Origin of the sequence: Halomonas organivorans (assembly GCF_014192055.1) — a bacterium.
Lineage (GTDB): Bacteria > Pseudomonadota > Gammaproteobacteria > Pseudomonadales > Halomonadaceae > Halomonas > Halomonas organivorans.
The window spans coordinates 252,207-271,720 of the sequence record NZ_JACHXM010000005.1 but is presented as its reverse complement, the minus strand read 5'-3'; the positions used below and the strand labels follow the sequence as shown (position 1 = coordinate 271,720).

Sequence of the window (19,514 nt, the reverse complement as noted above, 5' to 3'; positions counted from 1 at the left end):
CTGGAAGCTGGAAGCTGGAAGCTGGAAGCTGGAAGCTGGAAGCTGGAAGCTGGAAGCTGGAAGGCAGCATGAACCCCGCCATCATCGGGTCAAGGTTTTTTCTTCAAGCTTCAAGCTTAAGCCCGCGAAGCGGGCGCTCTTCCAGCTTACGACTACTTGGCCTTCAATTTGTCCTTGAAGCGAACGTGCAGCAGCATCCCCAGCGCAAGCGTGGAGAGCGTGAACATCCAGAAGTAGGTGGCGCTGGTGCCGTGCACGACGTAGTAACCCTCGAAGAAGCTCGCCCGCAGCAGCTCGAGGGCATGCACGATGGGGTTGAGCATCAGGTATTCCAGCAGCCAGTGCGGCAGATGGTTCAGCGGGAAGATCACCCCGGAGAGGATCAACAGCGGCATCGTGATCATACGCAATACCTTGCCGAATTCCGGCACAAGATTCGCTATCACCGAGACGACAAGCCCCAGCCCCAACCCGAGGCACCAGGCCGAAGCCCACCATGCAAAGGCGCCAATCGCATCGTCCGGGTTGATATCCAGCCCCAGCATCAGCCCGCCGACGATAAACAGCAGGAAGATGAAGGTACGCAGCATGCCTTCCAGGAAGTTGCGCACCAGCACCGGGTCGATCGGCTGCACCTGGCGATAGGCGAACAGGGCGCTGTTGGCTTCCACCGCGCCCAGGCCCCGCATCATGCCTTCGCGGATCAGGAAGAAACCCATCATCCCGACGATCATCCAGGGGATGAAGTCGGCGCCAACGATCAGTCGATCGCCGCGAATGAAGGAACGAATCCCCACCATGATCAGCGTGAAGGCCAGCGGTTCGAAGATCATCCAGAACCAGCCCATGCGGTCGGTCATGGTGCGAGATACGGCCTCGCGCATGAACATCGCGTACCAGACGCTGCGGGTTACCTGCCAAGGCGTGCGACGCGTTGGAGTGGCAGAGGAAGTTGGCTGTGTCATTGGCTTATCCATGAAAGCTGGAAGTCCCCGGCTTCGCCGGGAGCTAGAAGCTGGAAGAACGCCCGCTTCGCGGGCTTAAGCTGGAAGAAACCCACTGGAGACCAGCTTTGAGTAATGGTGTTGACCTTGGGTTTTCTTCCAGCTTCTAGCTTTTAGCTTCCAGCTCCCGGCGCAAGCCGGTCAGAGATCGAGGGCGACCTTCGTGGCCACGGCCACCTGGTAGAGGATCTGCGTGATCGACTTGCCGAGTTCGATGTTGCTGGTCGGGGCGCGCGGGAGAACGATGATCTCGTCGCCGGCTCTCAGCCGTGCATCGCCGGCCGGGACCACGGCGCCGTTGCGATGGGCGACCAGCACTTCGTCGTCGTTGGCGCGTGGCGTGAAGCCGCCGGCCTGTTCGATGTAGTCGTCGACGGACATGCCCGGGGTATACACCACCGCCTGGGGCATGGTGATCTCGCCGCTGAGCAGGATGGCGTCGTTGGTCTCGGGAATCCGGATCACGTCGCCGTCCTGCAGGCGCACGTCGGCGAGCCCCTGGCCGCGGCGTGCCACGACGAGCTGGCCGGTGGGCTCGACCTGTGAGGCCTGCTCCACGAAGCGTTCGATCAGCTCGGCCTGGCGCACCTGGATCTCGCCTTCGGCGGCGGTGCGTGCCGGGTAGCCCAGATAGGTGGTCTGCAGGCGATGCAGGCTCTTGTCCAAGGCTTCTTCCTGCTGCTCGGCGACGCTTTCGCGCAGGATCGAGATGTCCCGCACGCTGGTCATTTCCTTGGGCACGCTGACGGCATCGAGCAGCTCGCCGAGCCGGGCGTTGCGCGGCAGCACGTAGCGCGACGGGCCGAAGAAGCTGCCCTGCAGCTCGACGACGATGTTCTCGCTGCGCTGGTCGGAGCTGAACAGCACCTCGTCGCCGCTTTGCACGGTGCGGCTGCCGAATTCGCTGAGCGGAACGTAATCGGCCACCGGGCCGTCGGAGCGATCGCCGCGCAGCAGGACGTGGGACACGCCGCTGCGCAGGCGCGCCAGGCGGGTCACGTCGGCGCCGCTCAGCTGCTGGCCCGTCAGCTCGTAGCGATACTCGCGCTTCACGTCGCCGGTGACGGCGATGGCCGGGCCGCGTTCCTCGACGACGATGGTGTCGCCGTCCTTGAACTGCGGGCGCTGGATGTCGCCGTCGAGCAGGAAGTCGTACAGGTCGACCGTCGCGACGGTGCGACCGTTGCGCTCGACCCGAATCTGACGGTAGCTGCCGAGATCCTGGTCGATGCCGCCGGCCTGGTCGAGGAAGTACAGCACCGAATCCGACGGCGTGCCGGAATAGCGCCCCGGGTTGTCGACGTAGCCGGTAACGAACACGCCGACCGGCTGCACGCCCTGCAAGTTGGTGTAGACCTCGACGTCCTGCGGGTAGACGCTCTTGATCGCCTGGCGCACCTGGGCATCCAGCTGCTGGCTGCTCATGCCTTGCACCTGCACCGGGCCGATCGAGGGAATGAAGACATTGCCCTGGGCATCCACCGCCATGGTGCGGTCGAGTTCCACGGCGCCCCAGGCGCGCAGGGTCACCTGGTCGCCGGGCTTGACCTTATAGCCGGCATTCAGGCCGTCGGCCATGGCGCCGCGAAAGCCGCCTTCGAAGAGGTTGGCACCGAACGGCGGCAGCTCATCCATCTCCGCCTTGGGCGGGTTGGCGACGGGGCCATAGTTGGCGTTGTTCCAGTTGGCTCGCGGGTTGGCATCCACGCTCTCGCCCTGCCCGCTGGCCTGGGCTGCCGCTGCGGCTGCCGTCGCCCCCTGCTGGTCGGAAAGGCCCAGCGAGGGCGTGAGATTCTGGGCGTTGGCCACGCTGGGCAGGGCCAGCAGGCCCGTCACCAGGGCGGCGCTCAGCCATGAAGTATCACGATGGTTCACCGGCGAGTCCTCCCTGACTCGGTTTGCGTCACCAACCGCTGGCTGACCCACTGGCCGTTGGCCAGTTGGCAGGCCACCTCGAAGCGCACGTTGCCGCTACGCAGCTGGGTGACCTGGAGCTGGCGGCAGGTACGGCCGCTGGCCGCGTAGTAAGGCGCATCGGCCATCACCTGGACGTTGCCGCCCCAGGGGCTGTTGTCCAGGGCCAGCGCGCTGCCGGGAGCCGATTGGCTGAGAAAGCCGTTGAGGTTGTCGCCGAGCGGCTGCCCGTCGTTGGCATCGGCCATCACCGAGCCGCTCTGCATTGCCGGCGGCTGCAGCGCGGCACAGCCCGTGAGGCCAAGCGTCAGCGCCATCAGCAGCGGAGAGAACATCCGCCATTGGCGTGAAATCCGGCAGGCCGAATGCCGCTTGGCCCGCTTCCGGCCAGGCCGAAAAGTTGGGATATCGTGCATGAAGAGTTTCCTGCGGTATTGTTCATGAATCATTGTCGGGGAACGCAGGCCGCTGGAACCTGCGTTCCCCGACAATGACGAATGAGCTTCGATAGTGGCTGGCGAACGAGGGCCTGGCGCCGCTATCGCAGTGCCAGGCCCGCACTTATGGCCCTTGAGCTAATAGCCCCTTGAGCTTATGGCCCTTGAGCTTATAGCTCCTTGAGCAGGCGGCTGACCATGTCCTGCTGGCTCATTTCCTGGGTGTTGACCGTGACTTCCGCGTCACGCGGCACTTCATAGGGGCTGTTGATGCCGGTGAAGTCCAGGATCTTGCCCTCGCGCGCCTTCTGGTAGAGCCCCTTGGGATCGCGCTCTTCGCAGATATCCAGCGGCGTGTTGACGTGCACTTCGATGAAGCTGCCTTCGTCGAACAGCTCGCGGGCGGCGTCGCGATCGGCGCGGAACGGCGAGATGAAGGCGGTGATCACGATCACCCCGGCCTCGGCGAACAGCCGCGCCACTTCGCCCACCCGGCGGATGTTCTCGGCGCGGTCGGCCTCGCCCATGCCGAGGTCCTTGCACAGGCCGTGGCGGATGTTGTCGCCGTCCAGCAGCATGGTGTGATAGCCGCGGCGGTTGAGCTCCACTTCCAGGGCGTTGGCCAGGGTCGACTTGCCGGAACCGGAGTAGCCGGTGAACCACACGCACTTGCCGGCGTGGCCGTTGAGCTGCTCGCGCATGCCCTGGGTCACGCTGGTGCGGTTCCACACCACGTTGGCCTTGCTGTCGTTGTCGCGGAACTCGTAGGGCAGCTCGCTATCCAGCGGCTGGTGGATCATGCCGGCACCGACGGTGATGTTGGTCAGCCGGTCGATGATGATGAAGCTGCCGGTACCCGGGCTGGTGCGGTAGTCGTCGACCGGCACCGGGGCGGTCAGCTCCAGCCGGCAGCGGGCGATGGCGTTGAGGTCCAGGTGGTCGGCGTGGCGATGCTCGAGGGTGTTGACGTCGACCTGGTAGTCGATCGCGCTCACCTTGCCCGCCGCATCGCGGGTGGCCAGCTTGATGTCGTACAGCTTGCCGGGCTCCAGCGCGGTCTCGTGCATCCACACGATATCGGCCTCGAAGCTGTTGGCCAGCGGCACCTGGTCGTTCTCGGCCACCAGCCAGTCGCCGCGCGAGATGTCGATCTCGTCTTCCAGGGTCACGGTGATCGCCTGGCCGGGATAGGCCACGTCGAGATCGCCGTCCCAGGTGACCAGCCGTTCGACGGTGGAGACCTTGCCGGACGGCAGCGCCCTCACCTTCTGGCCCGGGCTCATCACGCCGGCGGCCAGGGTACCGCAGTAGCCGCGGAAGTCGAGGTTGGGACGGTTGACGTACTGCACCGGCAGGCGCAGGTCGCGCAGGTTCTGGTCGTGGGTGATCTCGACGGTTTCGAGCAGCTCGAGCAGCGCCGGGCCGTCGTACCAGTTCATCGACTCGCTCTTGTTGACGACGTTGTCGCCCTTGAGCGCCGAGAGCGGCACGAAGCGGATATCGGGAGCGCCGAGCTTGGCGGCGATTTCCTGATACTCGGCGACGATCTCCTCGTAGCGCTGCTGGGAGTAGTCGACCAGGTCCATCTTGTTGATCGCCACCACCAGGTGCTGGATGCCCAGCAGGTCGGCGATGAAGCTGTGGCGACGCGTCTGGGTCTGCACGCCGTGGCGAGCATCGATCAGGATCACCGCCAGGCTGGCGGTGGAGGCGCCGGTGGCCATGTTGCGGGTGTACTGCTCATGCCCCGGGGTGTCGGCGATGATGAACTTGCGCCGGTCGGTGGAGAAGAAGCGATAGGCCACGTCGATGGTGATGCCCTGCTCCCGCTCGGACTGCAGGCCATCCACCAGCAGCGCCAGATCCACCTCATCGCCGGTGGTCCCACTGGTCTTGGACGCCTGGGTGATCGCCGCCAACTGATCCTCGTAGATCATCTTGGAATCGTGCAGCAGCCGACCGATCAGCGTCGACTTGCCGTCGTCGACGCTACCGCAGGTGATGAAACGCAGCAGGTCTTTCTGCTCGTGTTCCTTGAGGTAGCTTTCGATGTCGTCTGAGATCAAAGCGGATGAATGTGACATTGCCGGAATCCCTAGCTGGAAGCTGGAAGCTTGAAGCTGGAAGAACCCCCAACCCCGTTAGCTTCACAGCTGTTCATTCGATGGTGAGCTTGCCGATCAGTCCGGAGAGCATGGCGGCAATTTCTCTTGTTTCCTGTATCCACCGGTTTCCACTGACTTTCTCGATGTAGCCAATATCGATGCCGATGTAGATCTGTGTTCTCAGCTCGGCGCATGAGCCCTTGGCAATCAGCAGGAAGTGTCGCTTATCCTTGGCCGTGCCACGCGTCATGCCCTCTGCGATATTGCTCGGTACCGAAAGCCCGGAACGAGTGATCTGATCCTTGAATCCAAAGTCGCGAAGGTCGCGCATCGACTTGTAGAGTTCGGCCGATAATCTCGCCGATCGTTTCCACACCTGAAGCTTTTCGAAGTCCATGTCCTCCCCTCCCTCCTCCGGTCATGCCTACAAGGTAGGCCAGGGGTAGAAAGCTTTTCTCTTCCAGCTTCCAGGCGCGAAGCGCCGCTCTTCAAGCTTCCCGCTTTCTAACGCGCCTGAGGCGCGTTAGAAGTACCCCTCCCTCTTCTTCTTCTCCATGCTGCCCGCCTGGTCATGATCAATGGCGCGGCCGCTGCGTTCGCTGGTGCGGGTGAGCAGCATTTCCTGGATGATTTCGGGCAACGTGGTGGCTTTGGATTCCACCGCGCCGGTCAGCGGGTAGCAGCCGAGGGTGCGGAAGCGGACCCATTTCTCTTCGGGCACTTCGCCGTCTTCCAGCGGCAGGCGGTCGTCGTCGACCATGATGTCCATGCCGTCGCGGTGTACCACCGGGCGCGGGGCGGAGTAGTAGAGCGGGACGATGTCGATCGATTCGAGGTAGATGTACTGCCAGATGTCCAGCTCGGTCCAGTTGGAGAGCGGGAACACGCGGATCGATTCGCCCTGGTTCACCTTGGCGTTGTAGGTGTTCCACAGCTCGGGGCGCTGGTTCTTGGGGTCCCAGCGGTGGTGCTTGTCACGGAACGAGAACACCCGCTCCTTGGCGCGGCTGGCTTCCTCGTCGCGGCGCGCGCCGCCGAAGGCGGCATCGAAGCGGTACTTGTCCAGCGCCTGCTTCAGCGACTGGGTCTTCATGATGTCGGTGTACTTGGAGCTGCCGTGGTCGAAGGGGTTGATGCCCGCGGCCCGGCCTTCCTCGTTGATGTGCTCGATCAGTTCCATGCCGGCCTTTTCGGCCATGCGATCGCGGAACTCGATCATCTCGCGGAATTTCCAGGTGGTGTTGACGTGCATCAGCGGGAACGGCGGCGTGCCCGGGTAGAAGGCCTTGCGCGCCAGGTGCAGCATCACCGAGGAATCCTTGCCGATGGAGTACAGCATCACCGGGTTGCGGAACTCGGCCGCCACCTCGCGGATGATGTGGATCGACTCGGCCTCGAGCTGCTTGAGGTGGGTCTGGCGTTCGGGGGTTATCTCAGTCATGGGGTATCCAGGAATTCAGATTCAATGGGGAAGGCTCGAAGCTGGAAGAGCCCCGCTTCGCGGCTGGAAGCTAGAAGCTGGAAGAAACACCAAAGTCAAAACCATGCCCAAAGCTGGGCTCCCGTGGGGTTTCTTCCAGCTTCAAGCTTCCGGCTTCTAGCTCCCGGCGAAGCCGGGGACTTCCGGCTTCAAGCTTCAAGCTTGCGCTGGAAGCGCAGCGCGTTTTCCCAGCGCTCGTCGCGCTGACCACTGACGATGAAGAACGGGTTGAGCACGCTGTCCTGCTGATTGCAGCGCAGCGGTTCGAGGGTGTGGGCGTTGAGCACGTCGCCGCCGGCGGCGGTGACCACGGCCTGGGCGGCGGCGGTGTCCCATTCGCTGGTCGGGGCGAGGCGCGGGTAGAGGTCGGCGGCGCCTTCGGCGACCAGGCACAGCTTGAGCGAGCTGCCCATGGAGACCCGTTCGTGGGCCGGCAGCTCGGCGCAGAAGGCTTCGAACTCGGCCGAGCCGTGGGAGCGGCTGCCGACGATCTTCCAGGCCTCCTGCTCGGGGTTTGGCAACGAACGCACGCTGATCGACTCGGCGGGGCCGTTGGTGCCCTGCTTCCAGGCGCCCTGCCCGTGCTGGCCGACCCAGGTCGTCTCCAGCACCGGAGCGTGCACGATACCGAACACCGGCACGCCGTCTTCGATCAGCGCCACGTTGAGGGTGAACTCACCGTTCTTCTTGATGAATTCCTTGGTGCCGTCCAGCGGATCGATCAACCAGTAGCGCTGCCAGGTCTGGCGAGTCGCGTAGGGAATGTCGCCCGACTCCTCGGAGAGGATCGGCACCTCGGGCGTGGCCGCCTCCAGCAGCTCGACCAGCGCGTGATGCGACGCCATGTCCGCCTCGGTCAGCGGGCTCTGGTCGTCCTTGGTCTCGACCGCGAAATCGCGCTCGTAGACCGCCAGAACGCGGCGGCCCGCGGCGTGAACGCCATCGATCAGGCGGGCGCGCAGGTCGTTAGTTACGAAATCGGTCACGAAAACTCCTTTAAAACAAGCCATGAGCTGGAAGCTTGAAGCTGGAAGTCACCCCAAGGGCAAAACCCATGCACCGAGCAGCTAGATCAGCGGGTTTTCTTCCAGCTTCTAGCTTCCAGCCGCGAAGCGGTGCTCTTCCAGCTCTCTGACCGCAAAGCGGTCAGAACGGCCACACCATCGGTATCAGCCCGACGGCGGTGGTGCCGACGATCAGGCTCAGCGGGGCGCCGAGCCTCAGGTAGTCGAGCAGGCGGTAGCCGCCGGGGCCGTAGACCATCAGGTTGGTCTGGTAGCCGAGCGGGGTCATGAAGCTGGCCGAGGCGGCGAACATGATGGCGACGGCGAAGGGCATGAAATCGACACCCAACTGCTCGGCCACCGACATGGCGATGGGGAACATCAGCACCGCGGCGGCGTTGTTGGTGATCAGTTCGGTAAACAGCGTGGTCAGCAGGTAGACCATCGCCAGCGCCAGCCAGGGCGCCATGCGGGCATCGACGAGCGCTCCGGCGATCGCCTGGGCGGCGCCCGAGGTGGTCATCGCCGCGCCCAGGGCGAACGAGGCGGAGATCACGATCAGCACCGAAAGATCGACGTAGCGGCGCGCCTTGCTGACGGTGATGCAGCCGGTCACCAGCATGCCGCCGGCCGCCAGCAGGGCGGCCTCGAGGATCGACAGCATGCCCGAGGCCGCCGACAGCACCAGCATCGACAGTACCGCCATGGCGATGGGCGCCTTGTGAAAGTCGGGAGGCGTGGAATCGTTCAGGGCGCTGACCAGCAGGAAATCCTTGCGGTAGCGATACTGCTCGACGAACTGCTGGCCGGTCTCCATCAGCAGGGTGTCACCGACCTGCAGTTGAATGTCGCCGACCTTGCCCGGCAGGCGTTGGCCCTGGCGGGAGATCGAGAGGATCACCGCCTGGTAGCGCGAACGGAAGCGCGAGGCCTTGACGGTCTGGCCGAGCCCGGCAAAGTCCGAGCCGATGACGGCCTCGACCAGGCAGCGGTGGTGATTGTCGATGTCGAGCTTGTGGATGTCGCCGTTGGCCGGGGTCAGGCCGCGCACCCTCCGCAGCTCGCGGGCACATTCCGGGGCGCCGATGAAAATCAGCACGTCGCCGCTCATCAGTTGGGTATCCGGCGGCACCGCGGTCATCAAGCGGCCGCCTCGTTCGATGTCGACCAGGTAACCGTGACGCAGGTTGCGCAGCCCGGCCTCGGCGATGGTCTTGTCCACCAGGGCGCCGCCCTCGGCCACCACGAATTCGACGCTGTATTCCCGGGCGTGGTCGAGCTGCTCGATCACGCCTTCGCGGCGCGGCAGCAGGCGGTCGGCGAACAGCGTCAGGAAGACCCCGCCGATCAGCAGCACCGGAATGCCCACCGCCGCCAGGTCGAACATGCCCAGCGAGACCTGCTTTTCGCTCTGCAGCAGGCCATCCACCACCAGGTTGGTGCTGGTGCCGATCAGGGTACAGGTGCCGCCGAGGATGGCGATGTAGCTCAAAGGCAGCAGCAGCTTGGAGGGCGTGAGCCCGAGCTTGCGCGACCATTCCTGGATGGCGGGAATGAACATGGCCACCACGGTGGTGTTGTTCATGAAGGAGCTGAGTACCGAGGCCGGCACCAGCATCCGGCACTGCGCGCGCTTGAGCGTCGCGGGCTGGCCAAGCAGCGCATTGGCGACCCACAGCACGGCCCCGGTTTCCTTGAGGCCGGCGGCGACCACGTACAGGGCGCCGATCGTCATTACCCCCGGATTGGAAAAGCCGGCCAGTGCCTGGGAGGGGTCGAGCACGCCGCTGACCACGAGGAAGGCCAGCGAGGCCATGAGCAGCGCATCCGGGGCGATGCGAGTGAGGGCGAGCGCCAGCAGCACGGCAATGACGCACGACAGACTGAGCCAGGCATCCCATGCCATGAGAAAACGTACTCCAACTGAGCAGGCACGCTACCGCCCGGGGATTGACACCGGGCGATTCCCTTGCCCTTGATCAACGATGGCGCCGATGCCTATGTACCACGTCCTGTGATCGGCTTATATGAGAATACCAACGAGGTGCGCATTATACGGGCTCATACCCCTTACAGCTAGTCGCCACATAGCGACAACCATGATTAAGAGATACGCCTCAAGCAAGGGAGGCTACCGTAGACGCATAAAATAGCGTTTGCTAAAATAAATGAGGTGCATAGAGGTTACTTCCCGCGCCATATCAAGCCTGAGGCGTCGTATTGATAGATCGCCCCAGGATGTCAGCCCGGCCACATGACATGGCGAAGCCATGGCCGGCGCCCTTCCCAGAGCAGTCAGCCGCCACGCAGGCGCAGGGTGGCCTGGCGACCATCAATGAGCTTCAGGGCGCCTCAGCAACCCATCTAGTGCTGGAAACATCAAGCCGAAAGCATCGAGCCGAAAACATCGTGAAGACGTCAAAGAATCGATACCACTCATGTTTGACGTCGAATACGGCACGCCCACTACTCGACGGTATTACTTGGCAATAGTTGAAAATAGCGTCACACTCCGAAGTGCTGACTATTTGGCAACTTACCCATCCGTCAAGTTGGCCACTTAATAGTCACAAAATGTCACACACCAAGTTTGACGACAAATAAACAAGGAAACATGATTTTCCTTGGCCACGCAGGGAATGCACCCAACATGAAATGGAGATCATCATGAAGCGCACCGCCCTACTCACCATCGGCACCCTGTCCACCATGGTCCTGGCCAGCTCCGCCGCCATGGCCTATCAGGCCGGCGACGTCTACGTTCGCGGCGGCTACGCCAAGAGCGACATCAAGACCCACAACGTCTCCGACGAAGGTGGCGCCACTCTCGCCGGCGGTTATCTGTTCCACGACAAGTTCGGCATTGAACTGTCCACCAGTGAAGAGATCGAGCACGACTTCGGCCTGGCAGGCAAGGAACTGGGCAGCGTCGACCGCCTGCCGGTCAACCTGCTGGTGAACTACTATCCGCTGGGCGGCCTGGACTCTCGCGTTCAGCCTTACATGGGCCTGGGTGTCAACTACACCCACTTCTCCAACGTTGACACCTCAGCGGGTGATATCGACATCGACTCCGATTACGGCGTAATGGGCCAGCTTGGCGTCGACCTGATGGTGAATGACTACCTCAGCGTCTCCGGCTTCGCCCAATATGCCGATATCGATGCGGAAGCCGAGCGCAACGGCAATGACCTTGGCACCGTCAAGCTCAACCCCGTGACCATCGGTGGCGGCATCACTTATCGCTTCTGATGCCGTTGCCGCATGACGCATGACACATGCCGGGCCCAGCGCCCGGCATGCTTGCGTTTGGGCGATGACGAGCCGGAGCCACCAGGCAGGTTTTCGTGGGAGCGCAGCTTGCTGCGCGAGAAGTTGGGGTTCTGGATGTCTGCAGGTGCCTGGCGGCGCCATCGAGGCTTGCAGGGCAACATAGAATCTCCCACGAAGGCACTCCCGCCTCGGCTCAGTGCCACCGAACAGGTTTTCGTGGGAGCGCAGCTTGCTGCGCGAGAAGTTGGGGTTCTGGATACTATCGGGCGCCTAACGGCGCCATTCGCCGATGCGTCGGACCGGATCTAAAGAGCACTCCCACGAAAAGCGCCCCTCAGCGAGCCGGAGCCACCAAACAGGTTTTCGTGGGAGCGCAGCTTGCTGCGCGATTCAGTGACAAGCCCCAGGCGCCTGGCGGCGCCATTCGCCGATGCGTCGGACCGGATCTGAAGAGCACTCCCACGAAGAGCAATCCTCAGCGAGCCAGAGCCACTGGCAGGTTTTCGTGGGAGCGCAGCTTGCTGCGCGAGAAGTTGGGGTTCTGGATGTCTGCAGGTGCCTGGCGGCGCCATCGAGGCTTGCAGGGCAACATAGAATCTCCCACGAAGGCACTCCCGCCTCAGCTCAGTGCCACCGAACAGGTTTTCGTGGGAGCGCAGCTTGCTGCGCGAGGACTCGGGTTCTGGATACTATCGGGCGCCTGACGGCGCCATTCGCCGATGCGTCGGACCGGATCTAAAGAGCACTCCCACGAAAAGCAATCCTCAGCGAGCCAGAGCCACCGGCAGGTCTTCGTGGGAGCGCAGCTTGCTGCGCGAGAAGTTGGGTTCTGGATACTATCGGGCGCCTGGCGGCGCCATTCGCCGATGCGTCGGACCGGATCTAAAGAGCACTCCCACGAAAAGCAATCCTCAGCGAGCCAGAGCCACCAAACAGGTTTTCGTGGGAGCGCAGCTTGCTGCGCGAGAAGTTGGGGTTCTGGATACTATCGGGCGCCTAACGGCGCCATTCGCCGATGCGTCGGACCGGATCTGAAGAGCACTCCCACGAAGAGCAATCCTCAGCGAGCCAGAGCCACCGGCAGGTCTTCGTGAGAGCGCAGATCTTCTGCGCGATTCAGTGGTAGGCCCCCAGGCGCCTGACGGCGCCATTCGCCGATGCGTCGGACCGGATCTAAAGAGCTCTCCCACGAAAAGCAATCCTCAGCGAGCCAGAGCCACCGGCAGGTCTTCGTGGGAGCGCAGATCTTCTGCGCGATTCAGTGGTAGGCCCCCAGGCGCCTGACGGCGCCATCGAGGCTTGCAGGGCAACATAGAATCTCCCACGAAGGCACTCCCGCCTCAGCTCAGTGCCACCGAACAGGTTTTCGTGGGAGCGCAGCTTGCTGCGCGAGAAGTTGGGGTTCTGGATACTATCGGGCGCCTGGCGGCGCCATTCGTGCTCTAAAGAGCACTCCCACGAAGAGCACTCCCTCCTCGGCTCAGTGCCAACGAACAGGTTTTCGTGGGAGCGCAGATCTTCTGCGCGATTCGGTGGCAGGCCCCCAGGCGCCTGGCGGCGAGGCTCCCAAGCTGCTGATACGCCGCAACTCGAGCCAGGAGATCTGGATCGATACCTGGCAGGACGACGCGACCACGCTCGACGCCCATTATCTGGTCAAGCTTCCCCGAGGAAGGTGCAGCGACGATGACTGCGACATCCTGCGCGCCGAATACCACTACTAACGCGAGCTGCATGCCCTCGGAGTAGACACCATCGCCGATGATGGGCTGGAACTCCATGAAGGCTCGCGCTACCCCTCTCTGTGGCTGCCTCGCTTCGACGTCGACTGGCCAGCCGTCGCCGACAGCCTGGGCGACCTGGTGGCGCCGGAGCGGCTGATGGCCGAGTTGCAGGCGCAGGGCGAACGGCTGAGGGGCCTTCGCGACCGACTGGCGGATCGCGGCGTACCGGCGCGCATCCTGGATATGCCGGCGGTGGGGTTGAACCATCTCGATGCCCGCCTGGCGCGCTGGGGGCTGGCATGAAGCCTCGGCTGCGCTCTCCAGACGACCGCCAGGCGGCGCTGCTCGAACAGTTGCGCCTGCTGATGCGCGGCGAGACGACCGAGGGCCGCGTGCTGCGCACCCTGCGTCGCGAGGTGCTTGGCCTGACCCAGACGGCCTACGCCGAGCTGGCCGGCGTCAGCCGGCGTACCCTGTCGGACATCGAGCGGGATGCGGGCAATGCTTCCATGGCGAGCCTCGATCGAGTCTTCCGGCCACTGGGGCTCAGGGTCGGCCTGCTGCCACGGCAGCCCGAGCTGCTGGCGGAACTGGTCGAGGGCAACTCGCTCTGAACACACTCTCTGAACACACTCTCTGAACACGGATCGGCTGACCACCAACAAACTAGCCACCCGGCCGCCGGGCTCAGGTCGATTCCGGCAGCGCATCGCGCCCGAGGCGCATGCGCAGGTGTTCCAGGTAGCTGAGCAGCGCCGGGATTACCGCCAGCACCAGCAGCGTCGAGAGCCCGAGGCCGAAGGCAATGGAGACCGCCATGGGAATCAGGAACTGGGCCTGCAGCGAGGTCTCGAACAGCAGCGGCATCAGCCCGCCGATGGTGGTCAGCGAAGTCAGCAGCACCGCCCTCACCCGTTGCACCACCGCCTCGTTGAGCGCGGCGTCGATCTCAAGCCCTCGGTGGCGCTGCTGGCGGTAGAAGGCCACCAGGATGATGGCGTTGTTGACCACGATGCCGGACAGCCCGAACAGGCCGAAGAGCGACAGCATGGTCAGGTCGAGACCCAGCAGCCAGTGCCCCACCAGCGCCCCCACCAGGGCCAGCGGAATGATTGCCATGACGATCAGCGGCAGGCTCCAGGAGGCGAACACCCAGGCCAGCACCACGTACATCAGCGCCAGGCCGACCATCAGCCCGACACGCATGTCGGCGAAGGTCTCGCGCTGGTCGGCGGCGCGGCCCTCGAAGCTGTAGCGCACGCCGTGATCGCGCATCAGCGCCGGCAGCACCGAGGCCTCGAGATCGGCAAGGATGCGGTCGGGCGTGTTGACCGCGGTGTCCACCTCGGCGGTGACCTCCACCGCCAGGCGCCCGTCGGCATGGCGCAGCGCCTCGAAGCCCTGGCGATGGTCGAGCGACATGACCTGGTCGAGGGGCACGAAGCGCCCGTCCGGCGTGCGGATCGATAGCCGCGACAGCGAGGCCAGGCGTTCGCGCTGCTCGCGGGGCAGCAGCACCCGCACCTCGACTTCGTCGGGCCCGTCCTGGTAGACCTGCACCAGCTGGCCGTCGAAGGCGGCGCGCAGCTGGCGGCCCAGTTCGCGGGTGGTCAGCCCCAGCGCCTCGCCGCGCGGGCTGACCCGGTAGATCAGCTGCTCGCGTCCCCAGGGCATGTCGTCCTCGGTGGCGAGCACGCCGGGCAGCTGCGCCAGGGAACGCGACAGCGATTCGGCGGCCCGCTTCAGGGCCTCGGCGGACTCGCCGGTCAGGCGCACGTTGACGTCCTTGCCGGGCGGGCCGGCGCTGCGCTCGCTGATGGTCAGGTTCTCTAGCCCCGCCGGCAGGGCCAGGCGCTCGCGCCAGGCGCGGATGAACTCGGCGTTGCGCACCGTACGATCGTCGGAGGGCACCAGTTCGACCATGATCGAGCCCAGGTTGTCGCCGGTGCGCCCGGCCGCGCCTTCGGCGATCACCGCGCCGTGACGGGTCACGGCATGGCTGACCAGCTCGCCGCCCAGCGCCTCGTCGGTGGCTTCGAGGCTCGCTTCGAGCCGCGCCAGGAAGGCGTCGACGCGCTCGCGGTCGGTGCCGGCGACGAAGCTGGCGTTGGCGTAGAGCACGTTGGGCTCCGGGGTGGGGAAGAAGTTGAAGGCCAGCCGCCCGCCAGCCAGCAGCCCCACCGTGGCCAGCACCACGGCCACCGCCGCGGCCAGGGTGGCGGCACGATGGCGCAGGGTCAGTGCCGAGAAACGCCGGAACGGGCCCTCGCGGAAGGCGTCGAAGGCGGCCTCGAAGCGCTCCCGGGCGCGCGCCAGCGGGTGGCGCCTGGCGGACCGGGCGGGCACGAAGGCGTTGCGCAGGTGGGCGGGCAGCACCACGAAGCACTCCAGCAGCGAGGCGACCAGCACGCAGATCATCACCATCGGGATGTCGCCGAGGATGCTGCCGATCACGCCGCCCACCATCAGCAGCGGCATGAAGGCCGCGATGGTGGTCAGCGACGAGGCCATGACCGGCCACAGCATACGCCGCGCCGCGCCTTCCGAGGCGTGCCGCGGCGCCTCGCCCTGGCGGAAGTGGGCGTCGGCGTCCTCGCCGACCACGATGGCGTCGTCGACGATCACCCCCAGCGCCATGATCAGCGCGAACAGCGAGATCATGTTGATCGAGCCGCCGATGATCCAGAACGTCGCCATGGCGCCGAGGAAGGCGGTGGGGATGCCGATCGCCACCCAGAAAGCCACCCTCGCCGGCAGGAAGAAGTAGAGCAGGCCCAGCACCAGCAGCAGGCCACCCAGCCCGTTGCCGATCAGCAGCCAGATGCGCTCGGCAATCAGCTGCCAGGTCTCGTCGTGAACCTCAAGGGCCACCGTGGGTGGGAGCCCGGGACGCGTCTCGTCGAGCCAGCGCTGTAGGGTGTCTGCGGCCGCCAGGGAGTTGCCGTCGGCGGTGCGCTGCAGCAGCAGCTCCACCGCCGCCTGGCCGTCCTGGCTGAGGGTGACTTCCCCGTCGCGCGGCTCCTGGCGGATGGTAGCGATATCGCCGAGCCGTATCTGGACGCGGTCGCTGCTCAGGATCGGCAGCTCGGCAAACCCGGCCGCGCTGCGTCGCTGCTCGACGGCACGCAACTCACGGGCACCGTCCTGCTGGCCGAGCAACCCGGCGGGCAGGTCACGCGACATGACGCCGATGCGCTCGGCGATCTCGTCGAGGCTCAGCTGCAGGCCCTGCAGCCTTTCCGCGGGGACCTCGATGCTGATCTGCTGCTCGGGCAGCCCCTGGGTCTCCACTCGGTCGATGCCCGCCTGCAGCAGCGAATCCTCCAGGCGGTTGGCGAGGTGGCGCAGTTCATCGGCGGACACCCCGCCGTGAATCAGCAGCCTCGCCACCGGCTCGTAGTGCGCCACCCGACTGATCCGCGGCTCCTCGGCGTCGACCGGCAGATGGGTGAATTCGTCGACCCGCTGACGAACGTCGTCCAGCGCCAGCACCGGGTCGGTGCCTTCGCGAAACTCCAGGGTAATGCTGGAGACGCCCTGGGCCGACGTCGAGGTCATGCGCTTGAGGCCGTCGACGCTGCGCAGGCGCTGCTCCAGCGGCACGGTGATGCCCTGCTCCACGTCCTCTGCCGCGGCACCGCTCCACACCGTGCTCACGCTGACCACGTCGAGGGCGAAGTCGGGAAAGAACTGGATGTTCATGCGCGTCAGGCCCAGGGCGCCGCCCAGCAGCATGACCAGCATCACCAGGTTGGCGGCGACTCGATGATGGACGAAGAAGCCCAGCGGCCCGCCGCGTCGGCTCATGCGTCCTCCTCGTCGCCGGCGACCTCGACCTTGAGCCCCTCGACGGCGTTGGGCAGGTGGGTGACGATCACCCGCTGGCCGTCGCTGAGCCCTTCGCCGCTGACCAGCACCCAGCTGTCGCCAGAGCTAGCCGCACCGGGACCGGCCACCAGGCCGTGACGCATCACCTGAAGGCGGTGCATGCGATCGTCGGCGTCGCGCAGGTAGAGCACGTCGTCGCCGTACAGCGCGCTGGCCGGCACCGCCAGGCTGTCGGGCACGGTCGGGCGCTGCAGGCGCACGTCCACCAGGCTGCCCGGCCGCAGGCCATGGGGCTCGCCGTCGAGACGCAGGATCGCCTCGGTGCCACCGGGGGCGCTCTCGCCGACGAAACCGGTCAGCCGGAAGCGCGCGCCCTCGCCGATGGCGATCGGGCGTTGCCCAGTGTCCAGAGCGGCCTGCAGCTCGGCGAGATAAGCGTTGGGCACCAGGGCACGCAGCTCGAGGCCGTCGCGGGGATAGATCGACAGCAGCTCGGCGCCTTCAGCGACGCGCTCGCCGGGCGCCACGGCCACGCTGCTGACGATGCCGTCGAAAGGCGCCGCGACGCTGGAACGCTCGGCGTCGCGGCGCGCCTCGGCGAGACTGGCCCGGGCCTCGGCGAGTCCCGCCTCAAGCTGGGCCAGCCGCGCCGGATGCCCGGCGATGGCGCCTTCGCGGGCATCCACGGTGACGCGGGCCTGGGCCAGGGCATCACGGGCATCATCCAACGCCGACGGCGAGGCCAGGTTGCGCTCGGCCAGCGAGCGGGTTCGGGAGAGCCGCCGCTGGGCGTTGTCGAGCAGTTCCCGCTCACGCGTCAGCGCCGTCTGGTCACTTTCCTGGCGCACTCGTTCGGCGTCGATCTGCGCCTCGAGATCGGCGACCCGAGCCTCGGCGCGGGCAACCACGGGCGCCACATCGGCCTCGTCGAGGGTGACCAGCGTCTCGCCCTCGGTCACCTGCTGGCCATCGCGCACCGGGCGGCTGGCAACGCGGGCGGGGAGCGGCGCGGTGAAGGTGATCGCCTCGGGCGCCACGATCTCGCCATACAGCGGCAGCAGCGGCGCATGGGATGCCAGCCTCACGCTGAGCGTGTCGACCCGCCAGCTGCGCTCCTGGGGCGTCACCTGGGCGGGCTCGGGCCGGGTGGCGCGCAGCCCCATAAAGGCCGCCAGGCCGAGGGCCAGGAACAGCACGGGGATCAGCATTCGTCGCATCGAGCACGCCCATTGGCCAGAATTCGAGATCCCCAATATACAATACCGACCGCCCCCGACGACCAGCGCACACCGAAAAGCGCCCCTCAGCGCATCGGAGCCACCTGGCAGGTCTTCGTAGGAGCGCACGGTCCGGCGTTCCGGCTTGCTGCGCGAGGGGTGACTGGATACCTCGAGGCTCTGCTTTCGCGCTCTGAAGAGCGCTCCCACAGGGCTTGAGTGCCACCGAACAGGTTTTCGTAGAAGCGCAGATCTTCTGCGCGATTCGGTGGCAAGCCCCAGGCGCCTGGCGGCGCCATTCGCCGATGCGTCGGACCGGATCTAAAGAGCACTCCCACGAAGGGCGCTCCCACAGTGCTTGAGTGCCACCAGCCAGGTCTTCGTGGGAGCGCAGCTTGCTGCGCGAGGGGTAACCGGATACCTCGAGGCTCCGATTTCGCGCTCTGAAGAGCGCTCCCACAGGGCTTGAGTGCCACCAAGCAGGTCTTCGTAGGAGCGCAGCTTGCTGCGCGATTCGGTGGCAAGCCCCAGGCGCCTGGCGGCACCATTCGCCGATGCGTCGGACCGGATCTAAAGAGCACTCCCACGAAGGGCGCTTCCACAGGGCTTGAGTGCCACCGAACAGGTTTTCGTAGGAGCGCAGATCTTCTGCGCGATTCGGTGGCAGGGCCCCAGGCGCCTGGCGGGACCATTCGCCGATGCGTCGGACCGGATCTGAAGAGCACTCCCACGAAGAGCGCTCCCACAGGGTTTGAGTGCCACCAGCCAGGTCTTCGTGGGAGCGAAGATCTTCTGCGCGATTTGGTGACCGGATCCCAGGCGCCTGGCGGCGCCATTCGCCGATGCGTCGGACCGGATCTAAAGAGCACTCCCACGAAGAGCGCTCCCACAGGGTTTGAGTGCCACCAGCCAGGTCTTCGTGGGAGCGCAGCTTGCTGCGCGAGGGGTGACCGGATACCTCGAGGCTCCGATTTCGCGCTCTGAAGAGCGCTCCCACAGGGCTTGAGTGCCACCAGCCAGGTTTTCGTGGGAGCGCACGGTCCGAGTTCCGGCTCTGCTGCGTGGCAAGCCCCAGGCGCCTGGCGGCGCCATTCGCCGATGCGTCGGACCGGATCTGAAGAGCACTCCCACGAAGAGCGCTACCACAGGGCTTGAGTGGCACCAGCCAGGTGTTCGTGGGAGCGCACGGTCCGAGTTCCGGCTCTGCTGCGTGGCAAGCCCCAGGCGCCTGGCGGCGCCATTCGCCGATGCGTCGGACCGGATCTGAAGAGCACTCCCACGAAGAGCGCTACCACAGGGCTTGAGTGGCACCAGCCAGGTGTTCGTGGGAGCGCAGCTTGCTGCGCGATTCGGTGGCAAGGCCCCAGGCGCCTGGCGGCGCCATTCGCCGATGCGTCGGACCGGATCTGAAGAGCACTCCCACGAAGAGCGCTCCCACAGGGTTTGAGTGCCACCAGCCAGGTCTTCGTGGGAGCGCAGCTTGCTGCGCGATGGTTTTTGTGTTGTCTACCATCGGGCTCAGCGAGGT

The 19,514-nt window shown here is 65.3% G+C and carries 14 protein-coding genes; 4 read left to right on the top strand and 10 right to left on the bottom strand.

What is annotated here, in order from left to right:
• Positions 1–152: 152 nt before the first annotated feature.
• From FHR96_RS08135 to FHR96_RS08100, 8 genes are all read right to left on the bottom strand, one after another.
• Positions 153–965 carry an ABC transporter permease gene (locus FHR96_RS08135; RefSeq protein WP_183387165.1) on the bottom strand — a complete coding sequence of 271 codons (813 nt, stop codon included), beginning with the start codon at positions 963–965 and terminating at the stop codon, positions 153–155.
• 180 nt (positions 966–1,145) lie between these two features.
• Positions 1,146–2,879, bottom strand: a complete 1,734-nt coding sequence (locus FHR96_RS08130; RefSeq protein WP_183387164.1) for a polysaccharide biosynthesis/export family protein — start codon at positions 2,877–2,879, stop codon at positions 1,146–1,148.
• Positions 2,876–3,334, bottom strand: coding sequence for a DVU3141 family protein (locus FHR96_RS08125; RefSeq protein WP_221195741.1), 459 nt, complete (start codon positions 3,332–3,334; stop codon positions 2,876–2,878). Before FHR96_RS08125 ends, FHR96_RS08130 begins: the two co-directional genes overlap by 4 nt.
• A 191-nt stretch (positions 3,335–3,525) precedes the next feature.
• A complete protein-coding gene (cysN, locus tag FHR96_RS08120) occupies positions 3,526–5,439 on the bottom strand; it encodes a sulfate adenylyltransferase subunit CysN (protein WP_183387163.1) in 1,914 nt (637 codons plus the stop codon).
• 73 nt (positions 5,440–5,512) lie between these two features.
• On the bottom strand, positions 5,513–5,857 hold the full coding sequence (locus FHR96_RS08115; RefSeq protein ID WP_183387162.1) for a four helix bundle protein: 345 nt from the start codon (positions 5,855–5,857) through the stop codon (positions 5,513–5,515).
• A 126-nt stretch (positions 5,858–5,983) separates the two neighbouring features.
• Positions 5,984–6,901 (bottom strand): sulfate adenylyltransferase subunit CysD, encoded by a 918-nt coding sequence (gene cysD / locus FHR96_RS08110; protein WP_183387161.1) that lies wholly within the window; start codon positions 6,899–6,901, stop codon positions 5,984–5,986.
• Between the two features lie 188 nt (positions 6,902–7,089).
• The gene (cysQ, locus tag FHR96_RS08105) at positions 7,090–7,926 is read right to left on the bottom strand and encodes a 3'(2'),5'-bisphosphate nucleotidase CysQ (protein WP_343066348.1); all 837 of its coding nucleotides are present in this window, start codon (positions 7,924–7,926) and stop codon (positions 7,090–7,092) included.
• A gap of 160 nt (positions 7,927–8,086) precedes the next feature.
• The gene (locus FHR96_RS08100; protein WP_183387159.1) at positions 8,087–9,850 is read right to left on the bottom strand and encodes an SLC13 family permease; all 1,764 of its coding nucleotides are present in this window, start codon (positions 9,848–9,850) and stop codon (positions 8,087–8,089) included.
• A 761-nt stretch (positions 9,851–10,611) separates the two neighbouring features.
• Here FHR96_RS08100 and FHR96_RS08095 point away from each other — a divergent pair.
• The 4 genes from FHR96_RS08095 (at position 10,612) to FHR96_RS08080 (ending at position 13,555) form a co-directional block, all read left to right on the top strand.
• Positions 10,612–11,196, top strand: a complete 585-nt coding sequence (locus FHR96_RS08095; protein ID WP_183387158.1) for an OmpW/AlkL family protein — start codon at positions 10,612–10,614, stop codon at positions 11,194–11,196.
• A 1,553-nt stretch (positions 11,197–12,749) separates the two neighbouring features.
• Positions 12,750–12,941 (top strand): hypothetical protein, encoded by a 192-nt coding sequence (locus FHR96_RS08090; RefSeq protein ID WP_183387157.1) that lies wholly within the window; start codon positions 12,750–12,752, stop codon positions 12,939–12,941.
• A gap of 156 nt (positions 12,942–13,097) precedes the next feature.
• Positions 13,098–13,244, top strand: a complete 147-nt coding sequence (locus FHR96_RS08085) for a hypothetical protein (RefSeq protein ID WP_183387156.1) — start codon at positions 13,098–13,100, stop codon at positions 13,242–13,244.
• Complete coding sequence (locus FHR96_RS08080; protein WP_183387155.1) at positions 13,241–13,555, top strand: helix-turn-helix transcriptional regulator; 315 nt, start codon at positions 13,241–13,243, stop codon at positions 13,553–13,555. Before FHR96_RS08085 ends, FHR96_RS08080 begins: the two co-directional genes overlap by 4 nt.
• Before the next feature lie 73 nt (positions 13,556–13,628).
• Here FHR96_RS08080 and FHR96_RS08075 read toward each other — a convergent pair whose 3' ends face one another.
• Positions 13,629–16,748 (bottom strand): efflux RND transporter permease subunit, encoded by a 3,120-nt coding sequence (locus FHR96_RS08075; protein WP_183387154.1) that lies wholly within the window; start codon positions 16,746–16,748, stop codon positions 13,629–13,631.
• Entirely contained in the window at positions 16,745–17,986 is a 1,242-nt protein-coding gene (locus tag FHR96_RS08070) for an efflux RND transporter periplasmic adaptor subunit (protein ID WP_183387153.1), read from the bottom strand. Before FHR96_RS08070 ends, FHR96_RS08075 begins: the two co-directional genes overlap by 4 nt.
• Between the last annotated feature and the right edge of the window lie 1,528 nt (positions 17,987–19,514).